Raw genomic sequence first — 13,285 nt, 5'->3', positions numbered from 1 at the left:
TACACCCTCAGGAAAAATCATGAATTCCCATCATTTTGACTTGCCGCGATTGCTGCGCGATACCGATGCCCTCAAAGTGGAAATGTTTCCCTTGCCGCCGCATTTTGCAATTGCCTGCGATGAATATACGCGCTTGTGCCATGCCAGCGCCGTGGCCGCGACGCTGTTGGCCGATCAACCCATCAGCGAGACGGAAGGCCGCTTGTTTGACATGTTGCTGACCTCGCTGGGGCTGGCTGAGCGGCGAAATACCGTCTGGCAGATGGCCGCCGATCTGAACCGGGATAGCCTGCGCGAATTCTTGCAGGCGGTCCAGCAGCACCAACTGGCGTCCAGCTTCATGCTCGACGTCCTGGTCCTGTGCCGGCTGGACGGCCCGCTGTCGCAACCGCAGCTGACTTTGCTGTCAGAGCTGGCCGAATTGTTGCAGCTGCCCGAGGATGAATTGCTGGTGCTGACTTTCTGGGCCGCGAAAGTATTGGGCCTGCCGTTAGATACGGCGTTGCCTGAGAGCTGCTTGGTTTCCGTTTTTGTCACTATGTACAGCAGGCAAAAAAAGCATGTTTCCGGCGGATCTGGCAGCATGATTTTTCATGGGTTTGAGGTTGAAAAGCAATTTGCTCAACCCGGCGAAATGCTGGCCGAGGAGCAACTGATTTTGATCTCCAATGAGATTGCTCAAGGTGAAAAAATGCTTGTTCGAGAAGCGAGCAGCGGGCTGGCGGGCTACTTGCACAAAGTACTATTGAAAAAGGGTGACTTCTTGAAAGGCGGCGAGCTCGCTGCCTCATTCCTGCCTTTTCCGCCAGCCTATGCGGTGTGGCGCGAGGCCGTGGGGATACCCGCAGTCGCACCGTAAGGTGCCGCATCAGCATTCCCCCATACTTATCATCGCAGGAAGAATTGAATGAATCATCAATTGATGGATTTCGAGCGCCAGCTCAACGGCCTGTGCGCAGCGCTGGAAGCCTGGCGCAGCACGCATTTTCAACACGAAATCAGTGCGCTTGGCGTGCAGCGCCAGGATTTCCTGACGCAGATGACACGCTTCGACGAGGCACGGCAGCATTTAAGCATCGGCATCATCGGCCAGGTCAAGGCGGGGAAAAGCAGCTTTCTGAATGCCTTGCTGTTTGATGGCCGCCCCGTGCTGCCCGAAGCTGCCACGCCGAAGACGGCCAATCTGACGCGCATTGCGCATGGCCCGGCGCCGGTGCTGACGGTGGAATACTACAGCCCGCAGGAATGGGCAGGTATCGTTGACATGGCGGCAGGCGTGGCGCAAGACGATGGCGCCAGGGTCGCGCGTGAACTGGTCAGCATGGCCCGCGACAGTGGTGTCGATATCGCCGCCACCCTGGCCAAGGGCAGCGAGCGGCTGGTCGCCACGCATGCGGAACAGCTGCCGCTCAATGACTACGCAGGCGAGAACGGCCGCTATACGGCCCTGGTCAAGGCCACCAGCCTTGAACTGCCCATGGAGGAACTGCGCGGGCTTGATCTCGTCGACACGCCGGGCATGAATGATCCGGTGATCAGCCGCACGCAAAAGACCAAGGAATACATGGCGCAGTGCGACGTGGTGTTTTTCCTGTCGCGCTGCAGCCAGTTCCTGGATCAATCCGATACCGATCTGCTGCATCTGCAATTGCCAGGCAAAGGCGTCAAGCGCATCGTACTGGTCGCCGGGCAGTACGATTCCGTGCTGCTCGATGATGGTTATGACCGCAGCTCGCTCGCCGCCACCGAAGATAATATCAAGTCGCGGCTGTCGCGGCGTGCGGCGCAGGCAATGGACAAGCTTGCCAATGAACGCCAGGCGCAAGGCCGTGGCGAACTGGCGGCCATGCTCCATGGCCTGCGTGCGCCCGTCTTTGCCAGTACCTTTGCGCATGGCTTTGCCAGTTGGCCCGAGCATCGCTGGAACAAGAACATGCATCATGTGCATGGCCAGATGCAGGCGATGGCAAGGCAATGCTGGAATGGCGCAGTCATCAGCAACGAAGACTGGGCCCGGCTGGCCAACTTTGATGCGCTCAAGGCCGCATATGAGCAGGCACGGTTCGACAAGCACGACCTGCTGGAGCAGCAGCGCCAGGACGTCTTGCCGCGCGCACGGCGTGAACTCGGCCTGTGTTTGCGTGAATTGACGGATGCGGTGCAACGGCGCGCCCAGCAACTGCAAACAGGCGATCTTGCCACCCTGGAGCGCCAGCGCCAGGCCTGTGAGCACCGTATCGCCGATATCGTCACCTGCCTGACACAGGAAATTGACAAGCATACACAGGCCGCACGGCGCACCAGAGACACCATGCTGGCGCAATTGAAAGGCGCCATGGCCGACTTTTCCAACCTGAAAGAAAAGTCGGGAACGGAAACCCATACCTCATCGCATGAAGTGAGCACCTCGCGCTGGTATAACCCCTTTTCCTGGGGCAATACCGAGACCGTTTATCGCAGCTATACCAGCAGCTATACATATATGGCTGCGGCCGATGCTGTGGAGCAAGTGTTGACGTATGGCCGCACCAGCGCCGCCGATATCGAGCACGCTTTCGCCCGCGTCGTCAACCGCGGGGAACTGCTGGCGGCCTTGCGCAGCGCATTGTTGCGCGCCCTCAATACCGATGATGCCGCTTTCGATCCAGGTCACTTTCGCCGGACCTTGCAAGCATCGATGGAGCGCCTGGTGTTACCCGAGCTGCAACTGGAGGTCAGCGGTATCGGTGCCGGTATCGGTAGCCGTTTCAAGGGTGAAATACGTGACCCCGAGCACATGGCGCGCTTGAGGGCGTCGCTGACCCAAGCCTTGCAGGATGTCTTCCAGGATATTGGTAGTGCTTTTGAGCTTGGCGTAGCGCAGTTGTGTCAGCAACTCGATGGCGTTCGTGCCTCGCTGGAGCAGCAAATGGTGGCGGATCTGCGGCAGGAGTTGTCGTCCTTGCAGCAGGCGTTTGCAGACAAGGAAAATGACCTCGCGATTGGCGCCAGGATTGCCGTGCTCGCGGCCAGCGTGCTTGTCACCCTTGAGACTCAAGCCTGACAATCAAGCGATCAGGCACCTGAAACTGCTTATCGCCCAGGCGGGTGACTGGCCTGCAAAGGCTGCCCCGCGGCTGGTAAAATGGCGTTATTCGCAATGACCGCCTGAGAGCAGCCGCCATGTCCACACTCGATCACACCACAGCCGCCGTCCCATCTTCCATCACCATCACTCGTCCTGACGACTGGCATCTGCATCTGCGCGACGGCGCCGTCATGGCCAGCGTGCTGCCGCACAGCGCGCGCCAGTTCGGCCGCGCCATCGTCATGCCGAACCTGAAACCGCCCGTCACCACCACGGCGGACGCCAGCGCCTACCGCGAGCGCATCCTGGCCGCCGTGCCCGAAGGCGTGAACTTCGATCCGCTGATGGTGCTGTACCTGACGAACAACACCTCGCCCGACGAAATCCGCCGCGCGCAGGACAGCGGCATCGTGCAAGCCGTCAAATTGTATCCGGCCGGCGCGACGACGAATTCCGACCTGGGCGTGACGGATTTGAAGAATTGCTACAAGGTGCTCGAAGTGATGCAGGAAGTGGGCATGCCCTTCCTCGTGCACGGCGAAGTGACGGACCCGGAAATCGACATCTTCGACCGCGAAGCCGTCTTCATCGAGCGCGTGATGCGTCCGCTGCGCAGCGCCTTCCCGGCCCTGTCCGTGGTGTTCGAACACATCACCACCAAGGATGCGGCGCAGTATGTGGCTGAAGCGGAAGGCCCGATCGCCGCCACCATCACGGCGCACCATCTGCTGTACAACCGCAACGAGATTTTCAAGGGCGGCATCCGTCCGCATTACTACTGCCTGCCCATCCTCAAGCGCGAAGAGCACCGCCTGGCGCTGATGACGGCCGCCGCCAGCGGCGACGAGCGTTTCTTCCTCGGCACCGACTCGGCGCCGCATGCGCAAGGCGCCAAGGAAATGGCGTGCGGCTGCGCCGGTTGCTACACGGCCCTGCACGCGATGGAAATGTATGCCGAAGCGTTCGAACGGGCCGGCGCGCTGGATAAACTGGAAGCGTTCGCCAGCTTCCACGGCCCGGCCTTCTATGGCGTGCCGCGCAACACGGATACCATCACCCTGAAGCGCGAAAGCTGGACCCTGCCAGCGTCGCTGCCGCTGGGCGACAGCCACGTCATTCCGCTCAACGCGGGCGAACAGATCAACTGGAAAATGGTCTAAGCGTTCATGCTGCCATCGATAGACTGGACCCGTCCCTGGTTTGCCACGGTGCTGCCGGCGCGACGGCAGCTGGACCTGCAGCGCGACACGGTGATCGCGGCGCTGAACGGCCGGGCGCGGGCGCTGGACTTGCGCAATCCCACCGGCTTGCCGCTGGCCTTCGTGCCGCAAGCGGACTTGCCCGAAGGCGTCGCCTATGAAGAGTTCATCGGCGCGACGGGCGGCGTGCCCACGCGCGACAATCTGCACGATTTTTTCAACGCCCTCGTGTGGCTCACCTTCCCGCGCATCAAGCGGCAATTGAATGCGCTGCAGGCGGCGCAGATCGCCCTGTCCGGCGTCGGCAAATCGCGCGGTCCGGCACGCGACGGCGCGACGATTTTCGATGAGAATTCCGCCTTGCTGGTGCTGCGCGACAGCGATGCCGGACGCGCGCTGGAAGCGGCCTTGCGCGGCCACGACTGGCGCAGCGCGTTCATTGCGCAGCGTGAGAAATTTGGCGCTGGCGGCGACGCCGATGTCTGGCTGTTCGGCCACGCGCTGATGGAAAAACTGGTGGCGCCGCGCAAGGCCATCACGGCGCACACGCGCGTGATCTTTGCCGGCGACGCCTACTTCGCACTCGATGATGCGGCACGCCGCGCCTGGCTCGACGAGCGCGTGGCGCAAGACCTGGCCCGTGATGGCTTGACGACAGCCGACTTCACGCCGCTACCCGTACTCGGTTTGCCCGGCTGGTGCGAGGGGCAGGACGACGATTTTTACAATGACGCGGCGGTGTTCCGCCCGAAGCGCAAGGCAGCTGGCGCAGAAAGAGATCAATAGCATGGAAAACACCGTCCGCTGGGGCATCCTCGGCACCGGCAAGATCGCCCGCGCGATGGCCCATGGCTTGCGCGATGCGCCCGGCGCGCAACTGGTGGCGGTCGCTTCGCGCAGCGATGCCGGCGCGCAGGCCTTTGGCGCCGAATTCGGCATCGAACGTTGCCACGGTTCCTACCAGGCGCTGGCCATGGACCCCGGCGTGGACGTGATCTACATCGCCACGCCACACACCCTGCATGCGGAAAACGCCTTGCTGTGCCTGGCCGCCGGCAAGCACGTCGTGTGCGAAAAACCGTTCACCATGAACGCGCGCGAAGCGCAGGCCGTGGTCGATATGGCACGCGATAAAAAACTGTTTTTGATGGAAGCCATGTGGAGCCGCTTCCTGCCAGCCGTGCAGGAAGCGCAGCGCATCATCGCCAGCGGCGAAATCGGCGTGCTGCAGCAGGTGCAGGCCGATATCGGCTTTGTCGCCGATTTCCCGCCCGAGCACCGCATGTTCAATCCGGAACTGGGCGGCGGCGCGCTGCTCGACGTGGGCATCTATCCGCTGTCGATGGCGGCGTTTTTCCTCGGCCCGGTATCGCAGGTGCAGGCGCTCGCTGAAATGGGTGCCACCGGCGTCGATGAGCAGGTCGTGTTTTCCTTGCTGCACGCGGGCGGCGGCACCTCGTCCTGCGCCTGCAGCCTGCGCGCGCAAACGCCGACGGAAATGACCATTTCCGGCAGCCTGGGGCGGATTCGCCTGCCCAACCGTTTTTACAAACCCGATCATCTGATCGTCGAAACGATGGATGGCGCACGCCGCGTCGTCGCCGCGCCGCACCTGGGCAATGGCTACGCGCACGAGGCGATCGAAGCGATGCGCTGCATCCGCGCCGGCCTGCTGGAAAGCCCGGTCATGCCGCACGCCGACAGCGTGGCCCTGATGCACAACCTTGACACCATGCGTGGCCAGATCGGCCTCGTCTACCAAGCCGACCAGGCGTAATCAGGAACCCCATGACATTGCCCTCATCGCGTCCCAGCCTGAAAACCGTCCTCATCGCCAGCGGCGTCGTGCTGACCCTGGCGATGGGCGTGCGCCACGGCCTGGGCTTCTGGATGCAGCCGATCTCGCAAGCGAATGGCTGGACGCGCGAAACGTATTCGCTGGCGCTGGCCATGCAAAACCTGATGTGGGGCGTCTTCGGTCCGTTCGCCGGCATGGCGGCCGACCGATTCGGCACCATGCGCGTCGTCATCGTCGGCGCCATCAGCTACATGGCGGGCCTGGTGTGGATGGCGCTCGTGACGCAGCCCACCCTGTTCATTGTCGGCTCCGGCATCTTCATCGGCCTGGCGCTGGCCTGCACTGCCTTTGGCGCCATCAGCGGCATCATCGGGCGCAGCGCGCCGCCCGAGCAGCGCTCGTGGGCCTTCGGCATTTCGTCGGCGGCCGGCTCGTTCGGCCAGTTCCTGATGATGCCGGTGGAGCAGCAGCTGATTTCCGCCGTGGGCTGGCAAAACGCCTTTTATGTGCTGGCTGCGCTGGTGCTGCTGGCGATGATCCCGATGGCCTTCTACCTGCGTGAGCCGCCCGTCTCGCACGCCAGCGGCCCGCAGCAAAGCGTGGGCGCGGCCTTCAGCGAAGCCATCGCCAGCCGCTCGTTCTGGCTGCTGCTGGCAGGGTATTTTGTCTGTGGTTTCCAGCTGGTCTTCATCGGCGTGCATTTGCCGGCCTACCTGAAGGACCAGGGCCTGATGAATCCGAACATCGCCGTCACGGCGCTGGCGCTGATCGGCCTGTTCAATATCGTCGGCTCCTATTACGCGGGCAAACTCGGTGGCAAGATCGCCAAGCGCTATCTGCTGTCGGCCATCTACGTGACGCGCGCCGTGGTCATCACCGTGTTCCTGCTGGCTCCCTTGTCGGCGTGGTCGGTGTACCTGTTTGCCGCCGGCATGGGCGTGCTGTGGCTGTCGACGGTGCCGCTGACGAACGGCATCATCGCCGGCATCTTCGGCGTCAAGCACCTGTCGATGCTGGCCGGGATGGTGTTCTTCTCGCACCAGGTGGGCAGTTTTCTCGGGGCGTGGCTGGGCGGCTATCTGTACGAGCACCAGGGCAGTTACCACATCGTCTGGATGATCACCATCGGCCTGGGCTTGCTGGCCGCGCTGATCAACCTGCCCATCGACGAGCGCGCCGTCAAGCGCGTGGCGGTGGCGGCATAATGGGCAACTGGCGCACATGGCTGTGGCGCCTGGCGGGCGCCGCGCTGCTGGCCCTCGTCTTCCTGGCCTATCTGCGGCCGGACTTCATGCTCGACCTGGCGAACCGCTTCTGGATGTGCATGTAGGCTGCGCGGGCGCAAGGTAGTTTGCGAAAAGTCGGATTACGCTGGAAGTCGGATTACGCTACGCTAATCCGACCTACCCGACCTACCCGACCTGCCGTCAGCGTATTTGCGTAGGTCGGATTAGGCCGCAGGCCGTAATCCGACAACATCGGGAAATAAGCAATATCGATGGCGCTTAGGCCGCAGGCCGTAATCCGACAACACCCGAAATCATGCGATACCGACGCGCATACCAGCCTGGCGGCAGCTTTTTCTTCACGGTGGTGACTGCCCGTCGCCGGCCCGTTTTTGCTACCGCCACTGCCGTGGACGTGCTGCGGGATGCTTTTCGCGCCGTGCGCCAGAAACGGCCATTCGACATCGAGGCCATTGTCATCCTGCCCGATCACCTGCACTGCATCTGGACCTTGCCTGCCGGCGATACCGATTTCATGACGCGCTGGCGCTTGATCAAGACATGGTTCAGCAAGCATGCAGGATTGAAAGACGTTTGGCAGCATCGCTACTGGGAGCATGTGCTACGCGATGAGCACGACTTGATAAATCATGTCGATTACATCCATTACAATCCTGTCAAACATGGTTTAGTGGGCAAAGTTATCGATTGGCCGTATTCCAGTTTTCACAGGTATGTCAAGCACGGCTTGTGTGCAGAGGATTGGGGCGGGGACGGTGTGGCGATTGAGGGTGTTGGACGGGAGTGAATGTTGTCGGATTACGCCAGAAGTCGGATTACGCTACGCTAATCCGACCTACCCGACTTGCCGCCACGTCTATCGCGTAATCCGACAACACCTAAAAGCCAGCAATACCAGATTTACACCTTTAAAAACTCTTCCTTGCCACCCAGCCAGCGCGCCAGGTGCGCTTCCACGGTGGCCGCCGCCGCTGCGGTGGTGGCGTGCAGCAGATCGTGCGCCACGTCGCGCGCCTGATCTACCAGCCATTGATCCGTCTCCAGGTCGGCGAAGCGCAGCATGGCCTGGCCGGACTGGCGCGCGCCAAGGAATTCCCCTGGGCCGCGGATTTCCAGGTCGCGGCGGGCGATTTCAAAACCGTCCGTCGTCTCGCGCATGGTCATCAGGCGCTGGCGCGCCACGCCGCCCAGCGGTCCCTGATACAGCAGCAGGCAGACGCTGGCCGCCGTGCCGCGACCCACGCGGCCGCGCAACTGATGCAGCTGCGACAAACCAAAACGCTCGGCGTGCTCGATCACCATCAGCGAGGCGTTCGGCACGTCGACGCCCACCTCGATGACGGTAGTGGCCACCAGCACGTGGATCTGGCCGGCGATGAAGGCATCCATCACTGCCTGCTTTTCCGCCGGCTTCAGGCGGCCGTGCACCAGGCCCACCTGTAGCGCGGGCAGGGCCTCGGCGAGCATCATGTAGGTGTCGGTGGCCGTTTGCAGCTGCAGCGCTTCCGATTCCTCGATCAGCGGGCAGACCCAGTACACTTGCCTCCCTTCCAGCGCGGCCGCATACACGCGGGCGATGACTTCGTCGCGCCGGTTCTGGTCGATGGCGCGCGTGACGATGGGGCTGCGTCCCGGCGGCAGCTCGTCGATCACCGACACTTCCAGGTCGGCGTAATACGTCATGGCCAGGGTGCGCGGGATCGGCGTGGCCGACATCATCAGCTGGTGCGGCACGGCCGCGCTGTCGCCCTTGTTGCGCAAGGTCAGGCGCTGGCCCACGCCGAAGCGGTGCTGCTCGTCGACGATCACCAGGCCCAGTTTGGCAAACAGCACATTGTCCTGGATCAGCGCATGCGTGCCGATCACCAGCTGCGCTTCGCCCGATTCGATCAGGGCCAGCGCTGCCGTCTTTTCCTTTTTCTTCAGGCTGCCCGTCAGCCACGCCACCTTGACGCCCAGCGGCTCCATCCAGGCGGCGATCTTGCGGAAGTGCTGCTCGGCCAGGATCTCGGTGGGCGCCATCAGCGCGGCCTGGTAGCCGCTGTCGATGGCTTGCGTGGCGGACAGGGCGGCGACGACCGTCTTGCCGCTGCCGACGTCGCCTTGCAGCAAGCGCTGCATCGGATACGGCTGGTGCAGGTCGGCGCGGATTTCCGCGAGCACGCGCGCCTGTGCGTCCGTCAGCTTGAAGGGCAGGGCGGCGGCAAAGGATGCCGAGAGTTTGCCGACGATGGGCAAGGACGCCGCGCCTTTCGAGCGGCGCGCGCGCTGGGCGCGTTTCAGCGACAGCTGCTGCGCCAGCAGCTCATCGAATTTCATGCGCACCCAGGCCGGGTGCGAGCGGTCCATCAGCGCGCTTTCATCGATGTCCTGCGGCGGATAGTGCAGCAGGTGCACGGCGGCGCGGAACGGCGACAGCTGCATCTGGTGCAACAGCTCGTCAGGCAAGGTATCGTGCCAGTCGATGCGGCGCATGGCGTCGGCGATCTCGCGCCGCAGCACGTGCTGCGACAAGCCTTCGCCGGACGGATACACGGGCGTCAGCGCCGTGGGCAGCGGTGCGCCCTCGTTGACCACTTTATACGTCGGGTGCACCATCTCGGCGCCAAAAAATCCGTGTTTGAGTTCGGCACGCGCACGTACCCGCGTGCCTTCGGCCAACTGCTTGACCTGGCTACCGTAGAAATTCATGAAACGCAGCAGCAAATTGCCCGTTTCGTCGGCGATCGTCACCAGCAATTGCTTGCGCGGCTTGAAATTGACTTCGCATTTGGTGACGACGCCTTCCACTTGCCACGACTCGCCGCCGCGCAGGCAGGCGTCGCGTATCGTGTAGACCTTCGTCTCATCCTCGTAGCGCATCGGCAAGTGCAGCACCAGGTCCATATCCGTGCGCAAGCCCAGTTTGGCCAGCCGGCTTTCCGTGCTGACCACTTTTTTGGCGGCTTTCGGCTTCGCGGCCGGCTTGGCTGTGGGAGGAAGATCGGGCTTGGGTTCGGACATATCGGAGATTTTTGTGCCGCTAGCGTAAAATAGAGGGTTGTCCGGCACACCCTGTGCGTACCGCAGTCGGAAATTGTTGCGGCGGATTATTGTAATGCCTGTATAGGCGCACAGTATAGTGCCAGATGTTCCATTGCGCACTCCTAATCATTTTTGACGTACTTTTGAAGCAAAACGCATGTATTCGCTTTCCGATTTCGATTTTAATTTGCCGCAAGAAAACATTGCGCAAACTCCGTTGGCCGAGCGCAGCGCCTCGCGCCTGTTGCATCTGGACGGCGACGCCCTGGTCGACCGCCAGTTCGCCGACATCGTCGGGCTGTTGCAGGCGGGCGACCTGCTGGTGATGAACGACACGCGCGTACTCAAGGCGCGCTTCTTTGGCGTCAAGGAAAGCGGCGGCAAGATCGAGGCGCTGGTCGAGCGCGTGCTCGACGAGCGCACCGTGCTGGCCCAGGTGCGCGCCTCGAAGTCGCCGCCGCCCGGCTGCCGCATCCGCCTGGCCGACGCCTTCGACGTGACGGTGGGCCAGCGCGCCGGCGAATTCTTTACCCTGCATTTCGAGGCCGACGTATTTGAGCTGATCGAGGCGCATGGCCGCTTGCCGCTGCCGCCCTACATCGAGCACGATGCCGACGAGTTCGATGAAACGCGCTACCAGACCGTCTTCAACAAGGTGCCGGGCGCTGTCGCCGCGCCCACGGCGGGCCTGCATTTCGACCAGGCCCTGCTCGATCAATTGAAGGCCAAGGGCGTCAACTTTGCCTATGTGACCCTGCACGTGGGCGCCGGCACCTTCCAGCCCGTGCGCACGGAAGTACTGGCCGAACACAAGATGCACACCGAGTGGTACACCATGCCGCAGGACACCGTCGATGCCGTGCGCGCCGCCCAACTTGCCGGGCGCGACGTGGTGGCCGTCGGCACGACCAGCTTGCGCGCGCTGGAGTCGGCTTCGCAAAGCGGTCAGCTGGTGGCGGGCAGCGCCGATACGGCCCTGTTCATCACGCCCGGCTATGCCTTCAAAACGGTGACGCGGCTGATCACCAACTTCCATTTGCCGAAGTCGACCCTGCTGATGCTGGTGTCGGCCTTTGCCGGCTATGCGCCGATCCGCAACGCCTACGCGCATGCGATCGCGCAGAACTACCGTTTCTTCAGCTATGGCGATGCGATGCTGCTGACCACGCAATCGCGCGCTGCACTGAACCTTGATACTCCCGTGAAAGACTGACCATGCTGGAATTTACACTACTCAAGACCGACACGAGCGGCCTGACCAAGGCACGCCGCGGCACCTTGAAACTCAACCATGGCGTCGTGCAGACGCCGATCTTCATGCCAGTGGGCACTTACGGCACCGTGAAAGCCATGTCGCCGCTGGAACTGAACGAGATCGACGCGCAGATCATCCTGGGCAACACGTTCCATTTGTGGTTGCGTCCTGGTAACACCGTCATGGAGAAGTTCGGCGGTTTGCACGGTTTCATGGGCTGGAACAAGCCGATCTTGACCGATTCGGGCGGATTCCAGGTGTTTTCGCTGGGCGCCATGCGCAAGATCACGGAAGAGGGCGTGCATTTTAATTCGCCCATCAACGGCGATAAACTGTTCCTCTCGCCGGAAGTGTCGATGCAGGTGCAGCGCGTCCTCAATTCCGACATCGTCATGCAATTCGACGAATGCACGCCGTACGAGATTGAAGGGCGTCCGGCCACCATCGAGGAAGCAGCCAAGTCCATGCGCATGTCCTTGCGCTGGGCGCAGCGCTCGAAGGACGAGTTCCACCGCGGTGAAAACCCGAATGCGCTGTTCGGCATCGTGCAGGGCGGCATGTTCGAAATGCTGCGCGACGAGTCGCTGGCCAAGCTCGAAGAGATCGATTTCCCCGGCATCGCCATCGGCGGCCTGTCCGTCGGCGAGCCGAAGGAAGACATGATGCGCATGCTGGCCCACGTGGGCCCGCGCCTGCCGGCCAACAAGCCGCATTACCTGATGGGCGTGGGCACGCCGGAAGACCTGGTCGCGGGCGTGTCGAACGGCATCGACATGTTCGACTGCGTCATGCCGACGCGTAACGCCCGCAATGGCTGGCTGTTCACCCGTTTTGGCGACATCAAGATCAAGAACGCCAAATACAAGGAAGACCAGGCGCCGCTCGACGAAACATGCAGCTGCTACGCCTGCCGCAATTTCTCGCGCGCCTACCTGCACCATTTGCACCGTTCCAAGGAAATCCTCGGCGCGCGCCTGAACACCATCCACAACCTGCATTACTACCTGGACTTGATGCGCCAGATGCGTGAAGCGCTCGATGAAGACCGTTTCCACGCGTTTACCCTGCAATTCCATGCGGAACGCGCACGCGGAACTTAAGAAAAGCTTAGCTTGCGCCCTGGCGGCAGCCAGGCTGGAAGTTTTGTGTATTGGTGCTTGGACTGGGGCGATAAAGCATTGCATAATGCCTTTTTAGCCCCACTTAAAGTTGCCATGCCTGCAATTCGGGTTGCGGCGTATAGCCAATGCTAGAATACAGCGCTATTTTTTCAAACTGATTAGAACTGGAGTCACCGTGTTTTTCATTTCCAACGCTTATGCGCAAGCCCCAACCGACGCCCTGGGCTTCGGCGGCAACCTGACCAGCTTCCTGCCGCTGGTATTGATGTTCGTGGTCATGTATTTCCTGATGATCCGTCCACAGCAAAAACGCGCCAAAGAACAACGGGCGATGATGGATGCGCTGGCCAAGGGTGACGAAGTCGTCACCGCTGGCGGCATGCTGGGCCGTGTTGTCAAGGTAGTGGACGCTTACGTCACCATCGAAGTGGCGACCGGCACCGAAATCACGGTGCAAAAGAGCTCCATCACCACCTTGCTGCCTAAAGGCACCCTGAAGGCGCTGTAATTCCTCGCTGTCATTGCCTAGGCAATGATGACCGGGGCGGCTATCCGCCGCCCCTCGCGACGCCTC

12 protein-coding genes are annotated in these 13,285 nt (G+C 62.0%); 11 read left to right on the top strand and 1 reads right to left on the bottom strand.

What is annotated here, in order from left to right:
* Positions 1 to 19: 19 nt before the first annotated feature.
* The 8 genes from C8C92_RS27015 to C8C92_RS26985 all read left to right on the top strand — a co-directional run bounded on the left by C8C92_RS27015 (position 20) and on the right by C8C92_RS26985 (position 8,098).
* Positions 20 to 859: a hypothetical protein gene (locus tag C8C92_RS27015; protein ID WP_116745784.1), complete on the top strand. Its 840-nt coding sequence runs from the start codon at positions 20 to 22 to the stop codon at positions 857 to 859.
* A 48-nt stretch (positions 860 to 907) separates the two neighbouring features.
* Positions 908 to 3,043: a dynamin family protein gene (locus C8C92_RS27010; RefSeq protein WP_116745783.1), complete on the top strand. Its 2,136-nt coding sequence runs from the start codon at positions 908 to 910 to the stop codon at positions 3,041 to 3,043.
* Positions 3,044 to 3,162: 119 nt separating this feature from the next.
* A complete protein-coding gene (gene pyrC, locus C8C92_RS27005; protein ID WP_116745782.1) occupies positions 3,163 to 4,227 on the top strand; it encodes a dihydroorotase in 1,065 nt (354 codons plus the stop codon).
* A 6-nt stretch (positions 4,228 to 4,233) separates the two neighbouring features.
* Positions 4,234 to 5,052, top strand: a complete 819-nt coding sequence (locus C8C92_RS27000; RefSeq protein ID WP_116745781.1) for a DUF3025 domain-containing protein — start codon at positions 4,234 to 4,236, stop codon at positions 5,050 to 5,052.
* 1 nt (position 5,053) lies between these two features.
* Positions 5,054 to 6,043 carry a Gfo/Idh/MocA family oxidoreductase gene (locus C8C92_RS26995; protein WP_116745780.1) on the top strand — a complete coding sequence of 330 codons (990 nt, stop codon included), beginning with the start codon at positions 5,054 to 5,056 and terminating at the stop codon, positions 6,041 to 6,043.
* 11 nt (positions 6,044 to 6,054) lie between these two features.
* Positions 6,055 to 7,269 carry an MFS transporter gene (locus C8C92_RS26990; RefSeq protein WP_116745779.1) on the top strand — a complete coding sequence of 405 codons (1,215 nt, stop codon included), beginning with the start codon at positions 6,055 to 6,057 and terminating at the stop codon, positions 7,267 to 7,269.
* The gene (locus C8C92_RS28035; RefSeq protein ID WP_279340955.1) at positions 7,269 to 7,394 is read left to right on the top strand and encodes a hypothetical protein; all 126 of its coding nucleotides are present in this window, start codon (positions 7,269 to 7,271) and stop codon (positions 7,392 to 7,394) included. Before C8C92_RS26990 ends, C8C92_RS28035 begins: the two co-directional genes overlap by 1 nt.
* Positions 7,395 to 7,606: 212 nt before the next feature.
* Positions 7,607 to 8,098, top strand: coding sequence for a transposase (locus tag C8C92_RS26985; protein ID WP_116745778.1), 492 nt, complete (start codon positions 7,607 to 7,609; stop codon positions 8,096 to 8,098).
* Positions 8,099 to 8,211: 113 nt separating this feature from the next.
* Here the strand turns inward: C8C92_RS26985 and recG are convergent, their stop codons facing one another.
* Positions 8,212 to 10,314 (bottom strand): ATP-dependent DNA helicase RecG, encoded by a 2,103-nt coding sequence (gene recG, locus C8C92_RS26980; RefSeq protein ID WP_116745777.1) that lies wholly within the window; start codon positions 10,312 to 10,314, stop codon positions 8,212 to 8,214.
* Positions 10,315 to 10,492: 178 nt separating this feature from the next.
* Here recG and queA point away from each other — a divergent pair, with 178 nt between their 5' ends.
* The 3 genes from queA (at position 10,493) to yajC (ending at position 13,219) form a co-directional block, all read left to right on the top strand.
* Positions 10,493 to 11,548, top strand: a complete 1,056-nt coding sequence (gene queA, locus C8C92_RS26975) for a tRNA preQ1(34) S-adenosylmethionine ribosyltransferase-isomerase QueA (RefSeq protein WP_099761857.1) — start codon at positions 10,493 to 10,495, stop codon at positions 11,546 to 11,548.
* A 2-nt stretch (positions 11,549 to 11,550) separates the two neighbouring features.
* Positions 11,551 to 12,690, top strand: coding sequence for a tRNA guanosine(34) transglycosylase Tgt (gene tgt / locus C8C92_RS26970; RefSeq protein WP_071075171.1), 1,140 nt, complete (start codon positions 11,551 to 11,553; stop codon positions 12,688 to 12,690).
* 196 nt (positions 12,691 to 12,886) lie between these two features.
* Positions 12,887 to 13,219: a preprotein translocase subunit YajC gene (gene yajC / locus C8C92_RS26965; protein WP_099761858.1), complete on the top strand. Its 333-nt coding sequence runs from the start codon at positions 12,887 to 12,889 to the stop codon at positions 13,217 to 13,219.
* Positions 13,220 to 13,285 lie beyond the last annotated feature (66 nt).

The organism is Janthinobacterium sp. 78 (genome assembly GCF_003096775.1).
Taxonomy (GTDB): domain Bacteria; phylum Pseudomonadota; class Gammaproteobacteria; order Burkholderiales; family Burkholderiaceae_D; genus Janthinobacterium; species Janthinobacterium tructae.
This window is presented reverse-complemented; position numbering and strand designations above follow the sequence as displayed.

What these genes read in the sequence shown, in the direction of transcription:
- C8C92_RS27015 (WP_116745784.1), top strand. Translation starts at nt 20, where the DNA reads ATGAATTCCCATCATTTTGACTTGCCGCGATTGCTGCGCGATACCGAT.
- C8C92_RS27010 (WP_116745783.1), top strand. Translation starts at nt 908, where the DNA reads ATGAATCATCAATTGATGGATTTCGAGCGCCAGCTCAACGGCCTGTGC.
- pyrC (WP_116745782.1), top strand. Translation starts at nt 3,163, where the DNA reads ATGTCCACACTCGATCACACCACAGCCGCCGTCCCATCTTCCATCACC.
- C8C92_RS27000 (WP_116745781.1), top strand. Translation starts at nt 4,234, where the DNA reads ATGCTGCCATCGATAGACTGGACCCGTCCCTGGTTTGCCACGGTGCTG.
- C8C92_RS26995 (WP_116745780.1), top strand. Translation starts at nt 5,054, where the DNA reads ATGGAAAACACCGTCCGCTGGGGCATCCTCGGCACCGGCAAGATCGCC.
- C8C92_RS26990 (WP_116745779.1), top strand. Translation starts at nt 6,055, where the DNA reads ATGACATTGCCCTCATCGCGTCCCAGCCTGAAAACCGTCCTCATCGCC.
- C8C92_RS28035 (WP_279340955.1), top strand. Translation starts at nt 7,269, where the DNA reads ATGGGCAACTGGCGCACATGGCTGTGGCGCCTGGCGGGCGCCGCGCTG.
- C8C92_RS26985 (WP_116745778.1), top strand. Translation starts at nt 7,607, where the DNA reads ATGCGATACCGACGCGCATACCAGCCTGGCGGCAGCTTTTTCTTCACG.
- recG (WP_116745777.1), bottom strand. Translation starts at nt 10,314, where the DNA reads ATGTCCGAACCCAAGCCCGATCTTCCTCCCACAGCCAAGCCGGCCGCG.
- queA (WP_099761857.1), top strand. Translation starts at nt 10,493, where the DNA reads ATGTATTCGCTTTCCGATTTCGATTTTAATTTGCCGCAAGAAAACATT.
- tgt (WP_071075171.1), top strand. Translation starts at nt 11,551, where the DNA reads ATGCTGGAATTTACACTACTCAAGACCGACACGAGCGGCCTGACCAAG.